21 protein-coding genes are annotated in these 19,010 nt (G+C 67.1%); 7 read left to right on the forward strand and 14 right to left on the reverse strand.

Annotated elements, in window-relative coordinates; all coding sequences use genetic code 11:
• Window positions 1–240: 240 nt before the first annotated feature.
• Together E3O60_RS04110 and E3O60_RS04115 are read right to left on the reverse strand one after the other, a co-directional pair.
• Window positions 241–426, reverse strand: a complete 186-nt coding sequence (locus E3O60_RS04110) for a hypothetical protein (RefSeq protein ID WP_134409164.1) — start codon at window positions 424–426, stop codon at window positions 241–243.
• A gap of 49 nt (window positions 427–475) precedes the next feature.
• Complete coding sequence (locus tag E3O60_RS04115; protein WP_103459677.1) at window positions 476–826, reverse strand: metalloregulator ArsR/SmtB family transcription factor; 351 nt, start codon at window positions 824–826, stop codon at window positions 476–478.
• 96 nt (window positions 827–922) lie between these two features.
• Here E3O60_RS04115 and arsB point away from each other — a divergent pair, with 96 nt between their 5' ends.
• Complete coding sequence (arsB, locus tag E3O60_RS04120) at window positions 923–2,053, forward strand: ACR3 family arsenite efflux transporter (protein WP_134497208.1); 1,131 nt, start codon at window positions 923–925, stop codon at window positions 2,051–2,053.
• Window positions 2,054–2,077: 24 nt separating this feature from the next.
• Here arsB and E3O60_RS04125 read toward each other — a convergent pair whose 3' ends face one another.
• The 3 genes from E3O60_RS04125 to E3O60_RS04135 all read right to left on the reverse strand — a co-directional run bounded on the left by E3O60_RS04125 (window position 2,078) and on the right by E3O60_RS04135 (window position 3,555).
• Window positions 2,078–2,491: an Hsp20/alpha crystallin family protein gene (locus E3O60_RS04125; protein ID WP_088455084.1), complete on the reverse strand. Its 414-nt coding sequence runs from the start codon at window positions 2,489–2,491 to the stop codon at window positions 2,078–2,080.
• A gap of 82 nt (window positions 2,492–2,573) precedes the next feature.
• Complete coding sequence (locus E3O60_RS04130; protein ID WP_088455083.1) at window positions 2,574–2,942, reverse strand: GNAT family N-acetyltransferase; 369 nt, start codon at window positions 2,940–2,942, stop codon at window positions 2,574–2,576.
• A gap of 58 nt (window positions 2,943–3,000) precedes the next feature.
• The gene (locus tag E3O60_RS04135) at window positions 3,001–3,555 is read right to left on the reverse strand and encodes a MarR family winged helix-turn-helix transcriptional regulator (RefSeq protein WP_134409161.1); all 555 of its coding nucleotides are present in this window, start codon (window positions 3,553–3,555) and stop codon (window positions 3,001–3,003) included.
• A 128-nt stretch (window positions 3,556–3,683) separates the two neighbouring features.
• Between E3O60_RS04135 and E3O60_RS04140 the strand changes: the two genes are divergently transcribed.
• Window positions 3,684–4,115, forward strand: a complete 432-nt coding sequence (locus E3O60_RS04140; RefSeq protein WP_174776277.1) for an organic hydroperoxide resistance protein — start codon at window positions 3,684–3,686, stop codon at window positions 4,113–4,115.
• A gap of 94 nt (window positions 4,116–4,209) precedes the next feature.
• Here E3O60_RS04140 and E3O60_RS04145 read toward each other — a convergent pair whose 3' ends face one another.
• A complete protein-coding gene (locus E3O60_RS04145; protein WP_088455081.1) occupies window positions 4,210–4,851 on the reverse strand; it encodes a ScbR family autoregulator-binding transcription factor in 642 nt (213 codons plus the stop codon).
• A 215-nt stretch (window positions 4,852–5,066) separates the two neighbouring features.
• Between E3O60_RS04145 and E3O60_RS04150 the strand changes: the two genes are divergently transcribed.
• Complete coding sequence (locus E3O60_RS04150) at window positions 5,067–5,360, forward strand: PLDc N-terminal domain-containing protein (RefSeq protein WP_103459675.1); 294 nt, start codon at window positions 5,067–5,069, stop codon at window positions 5,358–5,360.
• A gap of 44 nt (window positions 5,361–5,404) precedes the next feature.
• Here the strand turns inward: E3O60_RS04150 and E3O60_RS04155 are convergent, their stop codons facing one another.
• On the reverse strand, window positions 5,405–5,944 hold the full coding sequence (locus E3O60_RS04155) for a universal stress protein (RefSeq protein ID WP_198414940.1): 540 nt from the start codon (window positions 5,942–5,944) through the stop codon (window positions 5,405–5,407).
• 199 nt (window positions 5,945–6,143) lie between these two features.
• Between E3O60_RS04155 and E3O60_RS04160 the strand changes: the two genes are divergently transcribed.
• Both E3O60_RS04160 and budA read left to right on the forward strand, forming a co-directional pair.
• Window positions 6,144–7,064 carry a hypothetical protein gene (locus E3O60_RS04160; protein WP_134409159.1) on the forward strand — a complete coding sequence of 307 codons (921 nt, stop codon included), beginning with the start codon at window positions 6,144–6,146 and terminating at the stop codon, window positions 7,062–7,064.
• Window positions 7,065–7,092: 28 nt separating this feature from the next.
• Window positions 7,093–7,821: an acetolactate decarboxylase gene (gene budA, locus E3O60_RS04165; protein WP_241980252.1), complete on the forward strand. Its 729-nt coding sequence runs from the start codon at window positions 7,093–7,095 to the stop codon at window positions 7,819–7,821.
• 19 nt (window positions 7,822–7,840) lie between these two features.
• Here budA and E3O60_RS04170 read toward each other — a convergent pair whose 3' ends face one another.
• From E3O60_RS04170 to E3O60_RS04195, 6 genes are read right to left on the reverse strand one after another with little or no spacing between them, the layout of a single operon-like run.
• Window positions 7,841–8,122: a hypothetical protein gene (locus E3O60_RS04170; RefSeq protein WP_088455077.1), complete on the reverse strand. Its 282-nt coding sequence runs from the start codon at window positions 8,120–8,122 to the stop codon at window positions 7,841–7,843.
• A 50-nt stretch (window positions 8,123–8,172) separates the two neighbouring features.
• Window positions 8,173–9,519 (reverse strand): class I SAM-dependent methyltransferase, encoded by a 1,347-nt coding sequence (locus tag E3O60_RS04175; RefSeq protein ID WP_134497210.1) that lies wholly within the window; start codon window positions 9,517–9,519, stop codon window positions 8,173–8,175.
• Window positions 9,516–10,892 (reverse strand): FAD-binding oxidoreductase, encoded by a 1,377-nt coding sequence (locus E3O60_RS04180; protein ID WP_198415686.1) that lies wholly within the window; start codon window positions 10,890–10,892, stop codon window positions 9,516–9,518. Before E3O60_RS04180 ends, E3O60_RS04175 begins: the two co-directional genes overlap by 4 nt.
• Before the next feature lie 41 nt (window positions 10,893–10,933).
• Window positions 10,934–11,389 carry a nitroreductase/quinone reductase family protein gene (locus E3O60_RS04185; RefSeq protein WP_134481064.1) on the reverse strand — a complete coding sequence of 152 codons (456 nt, stop codon included), beginning with the start codon at window positions 11,387–11,389 and terminating at the stop codon, window positions 10,934–10,936.
• 13 nt (window positions 11,390–11,402) lie between these two features.
• Entirely contained in the window at window positions 11,403–12,068 is a 666-nt protein-coding gene (locus E3O60_RS04190) for a response regulator transcription factor (protein WP_241983723.1), read from the reverse strand.
• Window positions 12,069–12,087: 19 nt separating this feature from the next.
• A complete protein-coding gene (locus E3O60_RS04195; protein WP_134497214.1) occupies window positions 12,088–14,172 on the reverse strand; it encodes a sensor histidine kinase in 2,085 nt (694 codons plus the stop codon).
• A 222-nt stretch (window positions 14,173–14,394) separates the two neighbouring features.
• Here E3O60_RS04195 and E3O60_RS04200 point away from each other — a divergent pair, with 222 nt between their 5' ends.
• Together E3O60_RS04200 and E3O60_RS04205 are read left to right on the forward strand one after the other, a co-directional pair.
• Window positions 14,395–14,862 carry a hypothetical protein gene (locus tag E3O60_RS04200; RefSeq protein ID WP_134497216.1) on the forward strand — a complete coding sequence of 156 codons (468 nt, stop codon included), beginning with the start codon at window positions 14,395–14,397 and terminating at the stop codon, window positions 14,860–14,862.
• The gene (locus E3O60_RS04205; RefSeq protein ID WP_134497218.1) at window positions 14,846–16,360 is read left to right on the forward strand and encodes a multicopper oxidase family protein; all 1,515 of its coding nucleotides are present in this window, start codon (window positions 14,846–14,848) and stop codon (window positions 16,358–16,360) included. Before E3O60_RS04200 ends, E3O60_RS04205 begins: the two co-directional genes overlap by 17 nt.
• Before the next feature lie 324 nt (window positions 16,361–16,684).
• Here the strand turns inward: E3O60_RS04205 and E3O60_RS04210 are convergent, their stop codons facing one another.
• Window positions 16,685–18,652 carry an ATP-dependent endonuclease gene (locus tag E3O60_RS04210; protein ID WP_134497220.1) on the reverse strand — a complete coding sequence of 656 codons (1,968 nt, stop codon included), beginning with the start codon at window positions 18,650–18,652 and terminating at the stop codon, window positions 16,685–16,687.
• Between the last annotated feature and the right edge of the window lie 358 nt (window positions 18,653–19,010).

Genomic DNA, 19,010 nt, shown 5'->3' on the forward strand with positions numbered 1-19,010 from the left:
GGATCAGGATGCGGATCCACCAGGCCTCGAAAGGGTCACTCACCGGCAGCGGCCCGCGTCAGGTGACAGGGCAGGCCGGATAGGGCGTGGAGCGGGCGGGAACCGTGAAGGTGGCACCGCCGAATGGGAATCCAGCACACGGCGACGACGTCGGCCCCGCGCGCAGGTAAATGACGTTACGTCACGTTTCTGGGTAAACCGTGTGCGTGCATGCGTACGCACACATCGGCGGGGGTGTCGCTAGGGTCGTCTGGCGCGGAGGGCCAGGCCGCCGATCGGCAGGATGACCAGGCCTGCCGCGCACAGCAAGGCGATCCACTCACCGGTGGCCAGGCTCACCCAGAGGCCGAGGCCGAGAACCGCGACGCTCCACAGCCAGCCGAACAGCGCGCTGCGGCGCACGGCGTGATCGGGTGCGATTGTCATGCCTTCACTCTACAAAGCGCGGCTGGGTGGTTCCAGTGGACCCCGGGGCTCAGACGGTGACGACCGACTGGGCCAGGGCGTCGAGAGCGCCGGGCACCAGTCGGTAGTACGCCCAGGTGCCGCGCTTGTCCCGGGAGAGAATACCGGCATCCACCAGCACTTTGAGATGGTGGGACACCGTGGGCTGACTGAGGCCGAGGGGTTCGGTGAGGTCGCAGACGCAGGCTTCGGCGTCGTCGTGGGCGGCGACCATCGAGATCAGCCGAAGCCGGGCCGGATCGGCGATGGCCTTGAGGGTCTTCGCAAGCTTTTCCGCGCCGTCCGCGGCGAGCGCTTGGCGGGCGGGCGGCGCGCAGCACTCGACCGCCGCGGGGGCCTGCAGAAGTTCGACGTTCACCATCCCCCCATTCTGACACGCGAATTGACATCCATCGATGCTGTCGCCACACTCAATATCGACGTTCATCTATTTCCCAGCCGCGACCGATGGAGCACCATGACATCCGCCGACCAGCCCGCCCCTGCCGCCGCGCAGCTCGGCACCACCGATCGGCTGCTGCCGGTCTGGATTCTCCTCGCGATGGGGCTCGGGCTACTGCTCGCCGTCTTCGCGCCCGGCGTCGGCGACCTGCTGCACGCGTTCTCGATCGGCTCGGTGAGCGTGCCGATCGCGGTGGGCCTGTTGGTGATGATGTATCCGGTGCTCGCCAAGGTGCGGTACTCGGATGCCCGCGCCGTCGCCGGCGACCGGCGCCTGCTGGTGTCCTCGCTGGTGCTGAACTGGCTCGTGGGCCCGGCGCTGATGTTCGCGCTCGCCTGGGTCTTCCTGCCCGACCTGCCCGAATACCGCACCGGGCTCATCATCGTGGGTCTGGCCAGGTGCATCGCCATGGTGCTCATCTGGAACGACCTGGCCTGCGGCGACCGGGAGGCCGCGGCGTTCCTCGTGGCGATCAACTCGGTGTTCCAGGTCATCGCGTTCGCCGCCCTCGGCTGGCTCTACCTGCAGGTGCTGCCGGCCTGGCTCGGCCTGGCCACGACCAGCGCCGAGTTCTCCATCTGGGCGATCACCGCGAGCGTGTTGGTGTTCCTCGGAATTCCGTTGCTGGCCGGCTACCTCTCCCGTCGCATCGGCGAGGCCGCCCGTGGCCGCGCCTGGTACGAGAGCCGGTTCCTGCCGCGGGTGGGCCCGTTCGCGCTCTACGGACTGCTCTTCACGATCGTGTTGCTCTTCGCCCTGCAGGGTCAGCAGGTCATCGACCGGCCGCTGGACGTGGTGCGCATCGCCCTGCCGCTGCTGGTCTACTTCGCGGTGATGTTCGGGGCGGGCTTTCTGGCCGGCCGGCTGGTCGGGCTGTCGTACGCCCGCACGGCCACGCTGGCCTTCACAGCGGCGGGAAACAACTTCGAGCTGGCCATCGCGGTGGCCATCGGCACGTTCGGCGCCACGAGCGGTCAGGCCCTGGCCGGCATCGTGGGCCCACTGATCGAGGTGCCGGCTCTGATCGCCCTGGTCTACGTGTCGCTGTGGCTGCGCCCGAAGCTGTTCGGCCACGAGCCGGCGCCCCGGGCCGCAGCATCCGGCGAACCGGCATCCACCGAGGCGGCGGCGCCGACCGCCGTCTGACCCGTCAGTGCCAGCGGTGCAGGCTCAGCCGCGGGTCACCTGGATCTTCGACGTCGTCTGCTCGCGCTCGGCGACGGGCACCCGCACCTCGAGTACGCCGTCCCGGTAGCTGGCCGAGACGTCGGAGTCTTTGCTGCCGCTGGGCAACGGGATGTCGCGGGCGAAGGAGCCGTAGCGGAATTCGGTGCGGTAGCCGCCCTTCTCCTTGTGTTCGCTGGTCTCTTGGCGTTCGGCCTGGATGTGCAGGACCCCGTCGGACACCGAGATGTCCACGTCCTTGTCGGGGTCAATGCCGGGCATCTCGGCTTTCACCACGAGGGTGTCACCCTCCTGGTATTCCTCCACCCGCAGGGCTGCGGACTCCCAGTCGCCCTCAAAAAAGCGTCGCACCGAGTCGGGCAATTCGAATCGGTCGCGGCGCGCTACTCCACCAGCCATGATGCATCTCCTTGGGGTTCGGCCTGTTTTCGCTGCACAGAGTACCCCCGCGCCGTGGCCCGCGCAGGCCGTGCGGCGGGCGCTAGATCAGCTGCGCCGCGCGCAGATCGGCCTTCAGCCGCGGGGTCAGCGGGTCGAGAATATCGTCGTACTCGCGATGCCCGCGCAGGTAGGCGGCCGTGAACGGGCACAACGCCACGACCCGCAGCCCGCGCGCCCGCACATCGGCGAGCGCGGCCGCCACCAGCGTCGACGCCAGCCCCTTGCCGGACTGGTCCATGCTGATCTCGGTGTGCACGAACACCCGCTGTTCGCCGTGATCGGCGTAGACAGTGTGGCCCACCTGCACCCCGTCGAGCAGCAGCACGTACCGGCGCTCATCCTCGACGAGTTCGACGGTGCGCTGCTCGCCGGCACCGGGCTGACTATCGCCATGTGTGGGGATGCTCATCCCCCCAGTCTGCCCAGCGCGCCGACGGATGCAACCCCTCGCGGCTGCCCATCCGGCGCTACTCGGTGGTCGGCACCGCACCGGCCGCCGCCGCGGCATCCGAACCAGCCTGAGCGACGCTGCGCCGCGCCCGCCGGTAGGTTGACCGCTTCGGCTGCTCCTTGAGCTGGCGGCGCACATCGTCGAGGATCTCGGTGACGGTCATCAGGTCGGCATGGCTGAGCCTGTCGAAGAGCATCTCCCGCACCAGGTCGACGTAACCGGGGATGCCCGTCCGCAGCAGGTCGAGGCCCGCCGGAGTGATGTGGGCGATGACCGACCTGTCGTCGTCGGGGGCTGGCTGCCGAAGCACCAGCTCCTTCCGCTCCAACTGGCCGACCTGGTACGTGAGCCCACTGCGGGAGACCGTGAGTGAATCGGCGATGTCGGTCATGCGCCGCCCAACGGTGCCGGCTTCGCCGATGCGCAGGAGAATCTCGAACTGCGCGAGGGTGAGGCCCACAGAGTCGCGCAGATTGCGGTCGGCCGCGTACTGCACGATGTTCGACGTCTCGAACAGGGCCGCCCAGGCACGCATCTCATCGGCCGAGATGGATGGTTCGGGAATTCCCATGGTCGGTCCTCCGTTAGGGTGAGAAAGAAGTTGTTTCGAATACGAAGCACTTGTCGGCTCGATGTCGAACACTCTGCGTGTTGACGACTGAGTCCAGTGTGCTCCGCTCTACCCGAAAGAAGACAATCATGACCAACGCCATTTACACCGCATCCGCCACCTCCTGGGGTGGACGCACCGGCAAGGTCGTCACCAGCGACAACAAGCTCGACCTCGACCTGTCCATCCCCAAGGACATGGGCGGCGACGACGGACCCGGCACCAACCCCGAGCAGCTCTTCGCCAGCGGCTGGGCGGCCTGCTTCCACAACGCCCTCAAGGCCACCGCCCGCCAGAACAAGGTCGACGTGTCGGAATCCGCCGTCACCCTCACGGTCAACCTCGTCGGCAGCATGGCCACCGGCCTCGACTTCGAGGTCACCATCGAGGCCCAGATCCCCGGCGCAGACCCGGCCACAGCGCAGGCAGCCATGGAAGCCGCACACGCGGTCTGCCCGTATTCCCGCGCCACCCGCGGCAACATCGCCGTGAAGCTCACCGTCGTCACCGACGAGGACTAGCCACCACCTTCGTTCTGCGTCCCGTGCGGACAATTGCGTCCGGCACACCGGCACCAATTGTCCGCACGGGCACCAGTTGCGCCACCGGCAGGCTCTACCCCCAGACGTCGGCCATCTCCGCGGGCAGGGTCCGCAGCACGTCCCACCGCTCAGGCACCACCAGGCTCGGCAGCACGAACGACCACATCTCCACGAGCCGCTGCATCAGGTCCGCCCGGCCGGTGAGCACGCCGGAGACCACCTGCACACCCGTGAACGCCGGGCTGATGAACCGGGCGGCGGCGGCGACATCCACGTCGGCGCGCACGTCGCCGTCGAGGATCGCGCGCCGCAGCAACAGCTCGCAGGCCGCGATCCAGTCCTCGTATGGCGTCACCACGGGCACCGAGAGGTTGCTCGATTCCATCGTCAGGCGGATGCCTGCCCGCGACACCGGATCGTCGCGCACCTGCTTGCCCAGCTCGAACGCCATCCGCAACAGCACGTGCAGGCCGGGCTGCTCGCTGTGCAGCAACTCGTCGCCGAGCCCGAGCGCCCGCTCATGCTGGGCGTCGATGACCGCCAGCGCCAGCGCCTCCTTCGACGCGAAGTGGAAGTACAGCGCCCCCTTGGTGAGCCCGGCCGCGACACAGATATCCGCCATCGAGGCACCGCCGTAGCCCACAGCGCCGAAGACATCGGCGGCGGCGCGGATGATCGCCGCCCGGGTTTCCACGGCGCGAGCCTGTTGGGTCATGACGCTCCTCGACTGGAAACGGGCACCCGGCACGGCACCGAGACCAATTCCGACTTCGTCTCACCAGAAAGCATACCGTTTGGTATGCTTCCATTAGGCCGGGCGAGCATTCCGGGGGGAACCTGTTTTCCCGGCCGACGACTACCGCACGACCGCACCACCCGCCCAGCGCCGCCGCCGGGCACCATCTGCCGGGATCGAGGGGAATCCGACGAATGAACAGCACAGGAATACTCAGCACCGCCTGGCAAGGAACGCTCGGGCGCACAGATGTCCTGGACGGCGGCGCTATCGACGGCGCCACGCTGGGCGCTCTGATCGGCGTGACGCTCATCGTCCTGGCCGGCCTGGGCGCCCTCGTCCTCATCGTGGCCGCCCTCGCGCAGGTGGTCCGCGCCGTGCACCTGAGCGAACCGGCCCGCACACGGTGGGTATTGACCGTGGTCTTCGCACCGGTGTTCGGCGCGCTCGCCTGGTTCGCGGTGGGCAACCGCCTCCAGGCCGGCTGACCCGCACCCGGCAGCCCCGCACCCGGCAGTCCCGCTTCCGCGGGTCAGGACCGGGGCCGCACCACGAGCACCGGGCAGTCCGCGTGCCGCACGCACTGCTCACTGACCGAGCCGAGCAGCATCCCGGCCAGTCCGCCGCGCCCGCGGGAGCCGACCACCAGCATCCGGGACCCCCGCGAGACCTCGATCAGAGTCTTGGCCGGCCCGCCCAGCGCCACCCGGTACTCCGCAGTGAGCCCCGGATGCTCGGCGACGACGTCCCGGGTGTCGTCCACGAGGCGTTCCCGCACCGCGCCCGCGTAGTCCGAGTACGACGACACATAGCCGAACTCCCAGTTCGCCGGGCGCGGAGCCGTGTCGATGGTCCAGGCACGCACGATCGTCACCGGCACCTTGAGGTCGGCGGCCAGGTCGAGAGCCACGGTCAGGGCGTGATCAGCGTCGGCCGATCCATCATGCCCGACGACGATGCCCGTGCGTGGGCCGGGCTGCTGTGCCGGTTGCGCGGCCGCTTCGGCGTGCACCGCCGCCGCGTCGCCCGCATCGGGTCGAGGGTCCTTGCCTGTGCCGGTGTCAGCGTCCATGGTGGCCTCCTGCCGCGGAAGGCGGAGCGTCCGACTCCTGCGGTTCCCTCCCATTCAACCGTCCCGAGCCTGCCGCCGGTAGAGCGCGGGCCATCTCGGGCGAGGAATTCCGGCCGCCCTCCGCCGCTGAGCCGCGCCGGCGCAGCCTCTCGCAGCCGCCTCCCACCCGGCGCCCCAACGCCTTCGATAGTCTCTGGGGATGAGCTACTTCGAGCGCCACCGTTTGTCCGCGCTCGCGACGGCTGCCGTTCTCGTCGTCGTCCTGGCCGGCGCAGCCCTCGTCAGTGCCGCCCTGCGCGCCGAACCCGCCACGGCGGCCCCCACCGCGCCCATCGCCACGAACACGATCGACCTGGCCGGCTTCGAGCCCGGCCGCATCGTCAGCGACTACACCTTCTTCAACGCCGACGCCATGACCGAGCAGCAGGTGCAGTCGTTCCTGCTGTCGCGCAGCTGCATCCGCACCGACAGCTCACCCTGCCTCTGGGAGTACCGCGAGAGCACCGTCGACCAGCCCGCCGCGGGTGCCGGCCACTGTGCCGCCTACCCGGGCGCCGAGAACGAACACGCGAGCACCATCATCAGCAAGGTCGCCGAGGCCTGCGGCATCAGCCCCCGCGTTCTGCTGGTGCTGTTGCAGAAGGAGCAGTCCCTGCTCAGCCGGCCCACCGAGTCCGGCTACCTGCGCGCCACCGGCTACGGTTGCCCCGACACGGCCGACTGCGAGACCGAGTACTTCGGTTTCTTCAACCAGGTCTACAACGCGGCCTGGCAGTTCCGTCAGTACACCCAGGAGCCCGAGCGCACCTACAAGATCGGCGACACCGAGGTGGGCTACAATCCCGACGCCGCGTGCGGCGCCAGCACCGTCGACATCCAGAACCAGGCCACCGCCAACCTGTACAACTACACCCCGTACCAGCCCAACGAGGCGGCCCTCGCCGACCCCGACAGTGATGGCGACGGATGCTCCACCCACGGCAACCTCAACTTCTGGCTGTTCTACACGGCCTGGTTCGGCTCCGGCAACCCCGACCCGTACCCGGATGCCCTGGGCTCCTGCCTCAACTACGCCCACGGCCAGCCCTGCCGGGTGCCCGAGCTGATCCCGTCGCTCTAACCCCACCGCACGCTTAGGAGGAACCATCGTGGACGTCCCCGCCGGCCGCCATCTCGTGTACCAGACCAGCCTGATGAGCGCCCTGCTCGACGGCATCTACGACGGTGACACCACCGTGGCCACCCTGCTCGAACACGGCGACTTCGGCCTGGGCACCTTCAACGCGCTCGACGGCGAGATGCTGATCCTCGACGGTGTCTGCTACCGGATGCGGGTCGACGGCACGGTGGCACCCGCCGCGCCCGGCGACCTGACCCCGTTCGCCGTGGTCACCGAGTTCGTCCCCACGGTCACCATCCCCGTCACCGGGCCTGCCACCCGCGATCAGGCGGTGGCGCTGATCAACGAGACCCTGCAGAGCGCGAATTACCTCTACGCGGTGCGGCTGACCGGCGAGTTCGAGTGGGTGCGGGTGCGGGCCGTGCAGCGGCAGGAGAAGCCGTATCTGCCCATGTCCGAGGCCATCCGGGGCGAGAAGACCCTGGAGTTCGGCCGTTCCACCGGCGTCGTCGCGGGGTTCCGCACCCCGCTTTACGGGCAGGGCATCGGCGTGCCCGGCGGGCACGTGCACTTCGTCGACGCCGACCGGCAGCACGGCGGCCACGTGCTCGACTTCGCGTTACTCTCGGGCACCATCGAGATCTGCATCGGTACCGACCTGCACCTGGAACTGCCGCTCACACCCGAGTTCAAGAACGCGGACCTCAGCCCGGACAATCTCGCCGACCAGATCGAGCAGACCGAAAACCACCGCTGAGCAAACCAAAACGACCCGGTCAGGTCCTCGTCACGTGCCCCGGCCATAGCGCCGCATCCAGCCCACGTTCGAGCTTGGCGATGGTCTCCATGTCCGGCCAGGCCCGCCCGTCCAGGATGCCGATCAGGGTGGCGTGGTTCACGCCGCAGGACTCGGCGGCATTGCGGATGCTCCGCGAACCGATGGCACGGCGCAAGTTGCCCGCGAACGTCCGCGCGACCTCGCCGATGGCGTCGCTGGCCGGGCCATCCGGCCACTCGTGAACCAACTCGTTCGGCTTCAGGCGCTTGGTGCGTGACATTCCCCCAGCGTAGGCCGCTCCAGGAGCCGTGCGGGCCGCACGAACGGCGACTACGGGGTCCACCAGGGCCGCAACGGCAGCTCGCCGGCAGCGCCCGGTTTGTCGGGCCGGGCCATCAACACCTGGTGCAACTGGATGCCATTGTTCTCGAACCCGAGCCGCGATCCAGCCATATACAGACCCCACACTTTCGCGGTGGGGAGCCCGACCTCGGCGACCGCCTCGTCCCAGTGCTCGACGAGATTGGCGCACCAGTCGCGTAGCGTCAGCGCGTAGTGCTGCCGTAGGTTCTCTTCGTGCAGAACCTCCAGACCGGCGTCCTGCGCCTCGCTGATGATCCGGCCAGACCCTGTGAGCTCCCCGTCGGGAAAGACGTAACGATCGATGAATCCGCGCGGCTGGGGTGGTTTGTGATTCTCCGGCCAGGTGATGGCGTGATTGAGTAGCAGCCCGCCGGGGCGCAGCCGGGACTGCAGAAACCCGAAGTACGACGGATAGTTGCGCACGCCGATGTGCTCGAGCAGCCCGATCGACGACACCGCGTCGTACCCGGTTTCCGTGACATCGCGATAGTCGGCGTAACGGACCTCGGCCAGATGGCCCAGGCCCTCGTCTGCGATGGCCCGCTGTGCCCAGCCGGCCTGCTCGGTCGATAGCGTCACACCGGTCGCTCGCACGCCGCGGTGGGCGGCGTAGCGCACCATGCCGCCCCAGCCGCAGCCCACGTCGAGCAACCGGTCGCCCGGTTTCAGTCGCAGCTTTTCGAAGACGAGTCGGTACTTGTTGTGCTGCGCCTCCTCGAGGGATGCGCTCCCGCGCGGGTAACACGCGCAGGTGTAGGTCATGGACGGCCCGAGAACCCACTCGTAGAAGGTGTTCGAGACGTCGTAGTGGTGGTGGATCGCTTCGGCATCCCGGGTCTTGCTGTGCCGGAGCCCTCCGGTGATCCTGCGCCACCGGGGCTGCGCTTCCTCGGGCGGCGGCGCTATCGGGCGCAGGTGCCGGGCGCCGATGGAGCGGATCATGTCGACCATCATCCGTGCCGGTGGGCGTGCGAAGACGAGGCTGTCGGCGAGGGCCTTGAGCAGCTCATAGGGGTCCCCCGGGTGCACCCCGCGGATGTCGAGGTCGCCGGCGATGTAGGCGCGGGCAAAGCCAAGGTCGCCGCGGCCGGTGGCCAGGTAGCTCGTGCCGCGGGGGGTTCTCAGATCCAGCCCGAACGACGCGTCCGTCGGCCCGGTCGAACTCTCGTCATAGGCCGTGAACCGCAGCGGAAGCCGGCCGCCTGCCAAGATCTCCAGCACCTCGGCGAGGGTGTATTTCCCCGCCGATCCGGTTTTCCCTGGCGCATCCGTCAGCGAAGTCGACTTCGTCGAGCGTTCCCGGTACGTGGTCATCGTCGTTGCACCGCCTTGGCATAGAGGTCGAGGAGACGTGAATCAGGGTCGTATCTGTTCTTCACTGCCCGGTAGTTTTCTCCGCCGTAGAGTTCGTCGAACTCCGCCCGGGAGTAGTAGGAGTCGGAGTACAACGACTTGTGCCCGTCGAAATCACGGACCGCGCGTTCGATCAGGCGGTTCGTCGCCCCCGCGGTGGACCCGACCGGCACCGTCGACCAGAAGCCGACGTTCACGTAGTTCTGGCGCGGCCCGATCGGGTAGAGCGGCCAGCCGGTGTCATCCTGCAACCGCAGCGGACACAGCCAGACCGGTGTGATCGGCACGGTGTCCAGGAACCAGTCCAGAAACTCCGCGCACCGCTCTATCGGCACCTCGATGTCCTGGACGACGCGCTCGCGGGGCGGCCGGCCGGCCAGTTTCTCGATGCGATCGCCGATGTGGAATCGTTGTTCGTATTTCATCAGCTTCCCGTAGACGCTGCTGCGCCGGTAGCGTTGCGGCCACAGCCGGCGGACCCGCGGATTCTGCGCTCCGAACGCCTCCGAACACCAGAACCAGTCGGTGTCCCAGCGCCAGAGGTAGTCGTGGATGGTGAGGCGGTCGTCCGTCACCCCGCTGTCGTGCTGAATGGAGCGGTAGTAGATCTGTCGGCCGGTGTAGTCACTCACGGGGCCGGGCGCACTGGTCTTCCTACCGAGGCAGAGGTAGCTTTCCGCCGCGTTGAACACCACGCCGTCGAGGTAGTCGACCACGTCACCGTCGAACATCCCGGTCTCGATGATGCCGTGCATGGCCCGGATCAGGTCGACGAGCGAGTGGAACCGCAGATGGCTGAGCGCGACGAACGGTTTCACGGGTTCGAGCTCGATGCGCAGGCGCACCGCGTACCCCAGCGTCCCGTAGGAGTTGGGGAAGGCCCGGTACAGATCCGCGTGCTCGGTGGGCGAGACGGTGAGCACCTCCCCCGTGCCGGTGAGGATGTCCATCTCCCGCACCGACTCGTGCGGCAGGCCGTTGCGGAACGACGTCGACTCGATGCCGAGGCCGGTGACTGCGCCGCCGAGCGTGATGGTCTTCAGCTGCGGCACCACCAGCGGCGCCAACCCGTGGGGCAGCGCCTGGGCGACGAGGTCGTCGTAGGTGCACATGCCGGCCACGTCGGCCGTCCGCGCCTCTTCGTCTATCGCGATGACGCAGGTCAGCCCGGAGGTGTCCAGGCCCGGCACGGTGTTCTTGGCGCGTGCCCGGAACAGGTTCGACGTTGGTTTGGCCAGCCGAATCGGGGCCCCGTCGGGGACGGCCCGATAGCTCTCGAGTAGGCGCTGCACGCCGGCGGCGTGAGCGCGCTTCGCGTCGACAAGTGCGGGCACGCCCACACGATAGCCCGCAACCGCGCTCGAAGCGACGCCTGTCAGCGTGGTGTGAGACGGATGACGGGTATCTCGCGGTCGGTGATCGTCTCGTACTTGGCGTACGCCGGGGCCTCTGTGGTGATCAGCCGCCAGGCCTCATCCCGTTCTGCGCCGTGCAGTTGGGCGGCAGTGACGTCGATCTGCTGTCCGGCACTCTCGATGCGGGCCGCTGATGGATGCGCCGCGAGGTTGAAGTACCACGACGGATTGCGCGCGGCACCTGATGCCGACGCCACGATGAGTCGGGTGTCGTCCCCGCCGGGGAACCAGCCCACCGGGGTCCTGCGCTGGGCTCCGGTCTTGCTCCCTGTCGTGACCAGTACCAGCAGGTTCGAATGCCCGAGGGTGCCGGTGCGACGGACATGGCGGATCATCCGCCGGTTCGCCCAGCGCTCGAATCGGTTGCGGCCGGGCTGACGGGCCCCTCGCGTTCCGTTCGGAGTATCGAATGCCATGGTCTCGTCTCCTCTACCCGCTGTTCCTCTGCTCGTTGTCGTTCTGCAGGAAAGCCAGCACGGCCGCCACCCTCCGGTGCACGCCGGTCTCTGGCAGGCGCAGCTTGGTGAAAATCGCGTTCACGTGCTTCTCCACCGTCGACGTCGCCAGGAACAGCGACTGCTCGATCCCGGCGTTGGTCTTGCCTGCGGCCATCTCGCGCAGCACCTCGAGTTCGCGGGGCGACAATGCGCCGAGCAGGCTCGACTCCCCCGCGCTGCGACGGCGCACGAGCGTGTCGACGATCTGCGGGTCGATAACCGACCCGCCGGCGCAGACCTCGCGCAGGGCATGCACAAGGTCTTCCAAATCGCCGACGCGGTCCTTCAGCAGGTAACCGAGGCCTGCCGAGCCGTTGGAGAACAGCGTGAGGGCGTAGCTCTCGTCGGCGTGCTGCGACAGCACCACTACGCCCGTCTCCGCTGAAGAGGCCCGAATCGCGTGTGCGGCTTCAATGCCCTCCATGTGATGGCCGGGCGGCATTCGGATATCGGTGAGGACGGCGTGCGGGGTGAGCCGTCGCACCGCGTCGAGCAGCTCGGTGCCGTTCCCGACCGCCGCGACCACGTCCACCTCGCCAGAGTCCTCGAGCAGGCGGCGCACCCCCTCGCGCACGAGGTAATTGTCTTCGGCGATCACAACCCGCAGCACTCCTTGCTCATCCAACGGACACGACCGTCCGTCCGGCTGCGGGCACGACGCCGTCCACAGGCAGCTCCACGAACACCGTCGTGCCAGACGGCTCATTCGGCGAGACCCGCATGGCGCCCCGCAAGGCGGCGACCCGGTCGCGGATGTTTGCCAACCCGCCATAGGACCGCGACGGCGGCGAGACGTCGCCCATGCCGCATCCGTCATCGCTGATCGAGATGAACAGGCGCCCGTTGCCCTGCGCAAGCCCGACCGACGCATGGGTCGCGTTAGCGTGCTTCGCGGTATTCGCGAGCGCTTCGCGCACCACGTAGTACGCGGTCGTCTCGACGTCATCGGGAAAACGCGTCTGGCGCACGGCGGAGTCCGCGTCGACCAACAGCGGGATCGGAAACCGCGCCACCCCAGACTCGACCGCAGCGACCAAGCCGTTGTCACTCAGCACCGGAGGGTGGATACCGCTCGCGAGTTCGCGCAGGTCGGTGAGCGTATCGCGAGCCTGCTCCTGCAACAGCGTGAGTTCCGCGGGAGTCAACTCGCCGCGCTCCAGCCGGTTTCGAGCGAGCCTGAGACCGGCAATCTGCGCCACAAGGGTCTGCTGGATGCCGTCGTGCAGGTCACGCTCCAGCCGACGCCGCTCATCGTCGTGCGCGGCGACAAGCCGCTCGCGCGAGGCGGTCAGCTCGTCAAGCTGCTCGGCGAGCTGTTCGGTCAGGCTCATGTTGGCGACTGACGCCGCCGCCTGGCTCGCGACAGTGCGCAGCAGTGTCCGCTCTGCGTCGGTGTAGTCCCGGCGGCGGCGAGGGCCGACCTCGATTCGCCCGAGCGTCTCGTCGCCGCGGATGAGATCGCACGACTCGACCGGCTCGCTGGCGTCCGCCACGTCGCCGGCGGTTTCGGTGGGTATATCCGCCAACCTGCCGGCCGTCGACACAAGCCGGATCCGCACCCATGACGCGTCGAGTCCTTCGCGCACCGCCTCCGCGAGCCGGGTGAGTAGGTCACGGGGCTCTGCCGCCTGCTCCAGCTGGGCGCCAAGCTCGCTGAGCACGCCGAATTGGCGTTCCCGGTCGCCGAACAGGGCGCGGTGCAGCCGGCGCTGCATCCAGCCACGGGCGGGCAGCAGCACGACGGCGAGCAGTGTCGTGACAAGGATCGCCGGCACGGTCCTCAGCGGCGGCGCGAGCAGCAGAGCCGGCATCGCAACGCCGGCGGCGTAGACGACGGTGATGAGAATGTTCGACGAGCGCTCGACGCGCGCGCCGCGGTCCCCTGGTCCGATGTCGAACGCCCCGTAACGGAGGATGCCATGGATCGCGGCGACCAGGATCGCGATCATCGACGCGTAGACCTGGAACTCGACGCCTGGGAGGCCGGGCACAAACGTCCACAGCGCGAATGCCACGATCGCCGCAGCGACCGCCAGGGCCATGACTCGGGTGCGAGCCCGCGCCTCTGCTGCGCCGAAGATCGATCGGGAGGCGAGCACGGCGAGGCCGAGCGCGACGGCCCCCCACGCCTGGAGGATGAGGTGGTGGACGAAGGGGGCTGCCCACGCCAGCCACGGTACGACAAATGGGTTGGGGTTCGAATCGCCGCTGATGCCGATGAACTGTGACATCACGACGTGCGGGTTCGTGAGCAAAGTGAGTGGGCCGACGAGCACCGGAGTCCACAGAAGAACGACCGCGATCCGCTCCCATCGCCGCTCCGGCGTGCCGTTCGGGAAGGTGGCGAACACGATGAGCAGCGTCGACGTGGCCACCGCATCGGCGGTGAGGCCAACCGTGTTGACGACCGGGAACCACGGTGCGGCAAGAATCTCAGGATTGGTGTGCACGAAGATCTCATACGCCGAGCCGACGAGCATCGCCGTCGAGCCGAGCCCGATGAACAGGGCGATCCGCGACGCCGACACCGTGAGCAGCCACATGCCGAACACGAACAGCGGCAGTGCGCCGAGTAGCGGCCAGGCGAGGCCGTGATCGACGTCGACGTCAATGTCGATGAACCCGCGCATGACGACGATATAGGCCAGAGCCGCGACCCCGATCGGGCCGAGCGACGCGAGGCACACCCATCTGCGAACCACGATTCCATCGTCCTCCTGTTGCGTTGTCGGCCACAAGGAGGGCAGCCCTCACCATCCGTCGGCGGTTAGCCCCCATCCGCCGTGCCAGTGACAAGCGCGGAGCACCTCCACGCGCGGCGAGGTCTACCCCGATCCCACCGCACGCCGAGCAGACGAGCGTGGAGTCAAGCGGATGCCATGAGCAAATTCCATGAGCGACCGCACCGAACAAGGAGAGACATCATGCGCAGGATCTACTCGGCCATCGCTTGGACCGTCGCTGCAGGCGTCCTAGTGCAGGCTGCCGCAATCGCCTTCGGGGTCGGCGGAATGGTGCATTTCGTGCAGGAGGGCGGCGTCGTCGACAAAGCCCTGCTCGAAAGTCGCCAGCTGGCCTACACCGGTGAACTCGGATTTTGGATTCATGCCATCGTCGGCGCAGGGGTGATTCCGCTCGCCGCCGTGGCACTTCTCATCGTCGCGTTCTTCGTGAGAGTCCCGCGTGCTCGGCTGTGGGCTGCGATCGTGCTCGGCCTGATCGTGGCGCAGGTCACGCTCGGGTTTGCGCTCCGCGACATCCCGTACCTGGGCCTCATCCATGGCGCGAACGCGCTTGCCGTGCTGTCCGCCGCGGTGTTCACCGCGGTGCGGGTGCGGCAGCCGTCGCGGGCGAACCGCGAGGAGGCGAAAACCGATGCCGTCGCGGCGTAGCCTCGTGCTGCGAGTGATGGTCGGCATCGCGGTCGCGACCGCCGTCGGCGCCGGCGCCCTCGCGTGGAGCTCGACACTCCTCGGCGAGTACTCGGTCATGGACATGGGCGGCGCTGCCGTCGACGTCGGCGGCGCGCCGTCTGAGCACGCCGGGCACTCGGCTCACTCTGGGCATTCGGTCGGCCCAGACGCTCCAGCCGGCGCCGTCTCGGTGACGACGCTGACCGCCGACCCCGACCGGCCTGCCGATGTGCACGCCGAACTCGTTGCCCGCCAGCAGAGCGTCGACGTGCCCGGCGGGCGTTCCATCGAGGGCTACACAGTGAACGGCACGTCCCCCGGCCCCGTGGTCCGCGCCCGGCAGGGCGAGCTCGTTGAGGTCGTGTTCGTCAACGAGTCGGTCGCGGCGGGCGCCACCCTGCACTGGCACGGCATCGACGTGCCGAACGCGGCCGATGGCGTGGCGGGCATCACCCAGGATGCCGTGCCCGTCGGTGGCCGCCACATTTACCGGTTCGAAGCGACCGATGCCGGCACCTACTGGTACCACTCACACCAGGTGTCGCACGAGCAGGTCGAAGGCGGGCTGCTCGGCGCGGTCGTGATCGAGCCCGCGGAGCCATCCGCTGCCACCCACGTCGACGCAGACATCGTCGCGCTCCTGCATGTCTACGGCGGTCAGCACACGCTCAACGGGCGCGTTGCTGACGAGCAGGTGGCCGCCGAACCCGGCTCGATGGTGCGCGTGCGGGTCATCAACTCCGATCAGGGTACGGCCGCCGTGTGGTCCGCCGCGCCCTTCCGGGTGCTCGCGACCGACGGGCACGAGCTGAATTCGCCGACCGACGTCGACGGCCAGAAGCTCCTCGTTCCGGCGGGCGGACGGGCGGATGTGGCGGTGCAGGCCCCGCAGCAGGGCGCGGTGAGGCTGCAGGTCGGCGGCGCCCGCGGCGTCCTCATCGGCGACCCATCGGCAACGGCACCGCCGGCCGCGCAGCCGACGGAGACCCTCGACCTGCTCAGCTACGGCGACCCGGCTCCGCTCGGGATCGATGTGTCGTCACCCGAGCGCGTGTACGACTACGTGATCAGCCGCCGCTTCGGCATCATCAACGGTCGCCCCGGCAACTTCTGGACGATCAACGGCCGGCTGTTCCCCGACGTGCCGATGTTCCACGTGAGCGAGGGCGACGTCGTCGTCATGAAGATCGTCAACGATTCGAATGATGTGCATCCCATGCACCTGCACGGCCACCACGTCGTCGTGCTCTCTCGTGACGGTGTCGCCGCCTCTGGCAGCCCCTGGCGGGTCGACTCGCTCGAGGTGCATCCCCACGAGTCGTACGAGATCGCCTTCGTCGCCGACAACCCCGGCATCTGGGCCGACCACTGCCACACGCTCCTCCACGCCGTTGACGGCCTGATCGCCCATGTCATGTACGACGGCGTCACGACGCCATTCACCATCAACGGCGAGGCGGGCAACCGGCCGGAGTGACGGCGAAAAGGGGCGGATGCCGAAGCATCCGCCCTTTCGATTGTGATTCAAACGGGGGGAGCTAGAAGTCCCAGTCGTCGTCTTCGGTGTTGACGGCGTCGGGCTTGGTCTCCGCGAGGATGGCATCCGTATCGGCGTGGAGTTCCGCGACGGCGGTAGGACGGTGGGTCGCTTTCATAAGCAAAGCGGCATGCGCCCATTCGTGTACGTAGGCTTCTGGTCCGCCAGGGTTCAAACTTCACCCGGGCCGAAGCGCAGGGGAAGAAAAGCAATCCAACGAGAGAAGGCCCGGATTAGATCCCGTATCGTTCGGGTCCGCTGCGGCTAGGCAGCTTGGAACGCCCGCACTGCGTCGACAAGGAGGCGGAGATTGTCCGGGACGTCGTCGTGGGAAGCGGCGTGCGTAGCGGCTCGATACCGTTGCGCTTTCTTCTGCCTCAGCGTGCCTCCCGCGTCTTTGAGCGCCACCAAGAACGAAGGCCAGGCTGCAAGCTCCGTTTCAAGGTCGTCACGCCAAACCGTGAATCGCTCGGCCACGAGTGTTGGCCCACCGAAAACATATCTGGGCTCGCCTTCCGTCGGTTCTGACGGGCCTTCTAGCCATTCGAGGGCCGCTGCAGTCTGGTCTTGGTTGGACTGCGCCGCGTCTGCGTGGCTCTTTCCGCCTCCGGGGTACTTCCTGTCAGCGCTATCAGCGTCGCCGTCGAAGACCACGTAGACAGGAACTTTCAATGACCGAAGGATGGCGTAAGCCATCCGGAGTTCGTTCTTGCCCGTGAGGGGCAGAATCGAAACGCCTGCAAGGTCGAGAGAGAACCCTCGCCCGTCTGCAATTCCTTCGATGCAGACTTTGTCTGTGTCACCCTCGACAAGTACGACAGCGTCGGAGAAGAAACCTTCGGAAAAGACCGTGGGAAGGTGCCTCTCGATAGTCAACGTGAAGTTCTTCGAATTCACACCCGCTCGAGTAGCGGCCGCGTCTATCGTGGTCCAGGATATGTCGGTCACGCCATCGGCCAGGTTGAATCGCCGCAGCTGATGAAACTGGGTCGGGCGGACGAAGTACGGGCTGTGAGTTGCTACGGCAACTTGGACGTTCGATTGGGCTGATAGCTCGTCGAGCACGCGGGCGAACCCCCGCGCTCGCACAGGGTGCTGATAAATCTCCGGTTCTTCGATACAAATGAGGAGTGCCGGTAGGTTCTCAACGACCGCGTCGATGCGTGCCCTGTGGTCTTCTTCGGATTCGTCGTCACCTTGCGCGTTCTGCGCGAGAGTCGAGTCCCGGTCGGGCGCAAGCGACTGGAACATCGCAATCATCACCGCGCGTTGCGTACCATGACCATGATTGGCAAGGTCACCGACCGCTTCTCCCAGCCTCACCACCGTGGAAACTGACGGGTCGCCTTTTGGAGTCCATTCAGGCACAATTGCGGTGAACTCGACTGAGGCATTGGGTATGAGGTTCTTCAACCTGGCGTTGACACGATTGGCCTGCGAGATAGTGGCCGTGTTAACTCCCGAGGTTATGGACAGGTTGAGCTCAGCGAGTTCGTCCGCGTATCGAAGTTGCCACTCCGCGCGGGCCTTCGCGCTGGCACTTGTGACGACCGCACCGATTAGGTCCGAGAGCGTGGACCCTCGTCCGGATTCACCCACATCTGCGGTGATATCTGTTGCGGCTGGTACCAATATCATCCGAATGCAGTCTCGGATTACGTTCTTTCCGTTGATGCCAAACAGGTGATTCGCGTCGCTGTCCTTCACAACGACCATCGAAGCCTGATTGGCTATGTCGCTCTCCCAATCCGCCAAAGCCTGGTCAATGTCGGCCGCCGAGGGTGTCTTTCCAAAATCCGGAAGTCCGTCGACGTTAGACCGCAACCCCACGTAGGCAGGCCGTTTGAAAGTGACTCTGCTCTCAGCACGCACTTCGGGGAACCCTGGACCAGCGATCGCGTTGCCGAATACCTTGGACTTGTCGTCCTCCTTGCCGCTCCACGACCGCGTGAAGTTCGCAGTTTCACCGCGCGCATACTCCCCAAGCCGGGCCCGGTCGGCGCCAGTGAGCTCGGTGAACGCGACGCTGACGCTGACGGCGCTCTCCGCTTCTCGGCTGTCGCAGACGTCACGTTCACTGATACTCGTGCCGTCGAAAAACCAGCGGAGCGCGTAAAAGAGCGAAGATTTTCCGGCTCCGTTGGCGCCGATGAATGCTGTGTAGTCGTCCAAATCCACCGTGGTGGACCTATGGCTACGGTAGTTCGTGATTGTGACCGCGCTGATTCTCATTTGACTCCCCAAAATCGAATTCCAAGCTATTGCAACGCTCCGCTCTGTGACAGTCCCCGAACGGCCGGGGTGGCTGCCCCCGATGACGATTCTTGTGCGTAGCTGTTGCGACTCGGAACACCATCTTCCTTTTCAAGAGGGTGACTGGTGCGTCTCTGGGATAGATGTATGCACCCGCGTTACGGGTGCTCGCGTGTGCAAGCGGAATCACGGTGGATGGCTGCTCGGCGGTTCACCGGGGTGGAGCGACGGAGACGAATTTCCCCATCTCGGCTGAGCGCAGCCGATAGGCAGGAAAGCCTGTTCGAGCGGGTTCATCCGACGGCGCACACCTAACATTGAGGATACGTAGTGTGTG

It is taken from the genome of Cryobacterium sp. TMB1-7 (assembly GCF_004402435.1).
GTDB lineage: Bacteria > Actinomycetota > Actinomycetes > Actinomycetales > Microbacteriaceae > Cryobacterium > Cryobacterium zongtaii.

What these genes read in the sequence shown, in the direction of transcription:
- E3O60_RS04210 (WP_134497220.1), bottom strand. Translation starts at nt 18,652, where the DNA reads ATGAGAATCAGCGCGGTCACAATCACGAACTACCGTAGCCATAGGTCC.
- E3O60_RS04155 (WP_198414940.1), bottom strand. Translation starts at nt 5,944, where the DNA reads ATGGACGCTGACACCGGCACAGGCAAGGACCCTCGACCCGATGCGGGC.
- E3O60_RS04130 (WP_088455083.1), bottom strand. Translation starts at nt 2,942, where the DNA reads ATGAGCATCCCCACACATGGCGATAGTCAGCCCGGTGCCGGCGAGCAG.
- E3O60_RS04160 (WP_134409159.1), top strand. Translation starts at nt 6,144, where the DNA reads ATGAGCTACTTCGAGCGCCACCGTTTGTCCGCGCTCGCGACGGCTGCC.
- E3O60_RS04115 (WP_103459677.1), bottom strand. Translation starts at nt 826, where the DNA reads ATGGTGAACGTCGAACTTCTGCAGGCCCCCGCGGCGGTCGAGTGCTGC.
- E3O60_RS04175 (WP_134497210.1), bottom strand. Translation starts at nt 9,519, where the DNA reads ATGACCACGTACCGGGAACGCTCGACGAAGTCGACTTCGCTGACGGAT.
- arsB (WP_134497208.1), top strand. Translation starts at nt 923, where the DNA reads ATGACATCCGCCGACCAGCCCGCCCCTGCCGCCGCGCAGCTCGGCACC.
- E3O60_RS04125 (WP_088455084.1), bottom strand. Translation starts at nt 2,491, where the DNA reads ATGGCTGGTGGAGTAGCGCGCCGCGACCGATTCGAATTGCCCGACTCG.
- E3O60_RS04150 (WP_103459675.1), top strand. Translation starts at nt 5,067, where the DNA reads ATGAACAGCACAGGAATACTCAGCACCGCCTGGCAAGGAACGCTCGGG.
- E3O60_RS04135 (WP_134409161.1), bottom strand. Translation starts at nt 3,555, where the DNA reads ATGGGAATTCCCGAACCATCCATCTCGGCCGATGAGATGCGTGCCTGG.
- E3O60_RS04140 (WP_174776277.1), top strand. Translation starts at nt 3,684, where the DNA reads ATGACCAACGCCATTTACACCGCATCCGCCACCTCCTGGGGTGGACGC.
- E3O60_RS04205 (WP_134497218.1), top strand. Translation starts at nt 14,846, where the DNA reads ATGCCGTCGCGGCGTAGCCTCGTGCTGCGAGTGATGGTCGGCATCGCG.
- E3O60_RS04145 (WP_088455081.1), bottom strand. Translation starts at nt 4,851, where the DNA reads ATGACCCAACAGGCTCGCGCCGTGGAAACCCGGGCGGCGATCATCCGC.
- E3O60_RS04110 (WP_134409164.1), bottom strand. Translation starts at nt 426, where the DNA reads ATGACAATCGCACCCGATCACGCCGTGCGCCGCAGCGCGCTGTTCGGC.
- E3O60_RS04185 (WP_134481064.1), bottom strand. Translation starts at nt 11,389, where the DNA reads ATGGCATTCGATACTCCGAACGGAACGCGAGGGGCCCGTCAGCCCGGC.
- E3O60_RS04170 (WP_088455077.1), bottom strand. Translation starts at nt 8,122, where the DNA reads ATGTCACGCACCAAGCGCCTGAAGCCGAACGAGTTGGTTCACGAGTGG.
- E3O60_RS04200 (WP_134497216.1), top strand. Translation starts at nt 14,395, where the DNA reads ATGCGCAGGATCTACTCGGCCATCGCTTGGACCGTCGCTGCAGGCGTC.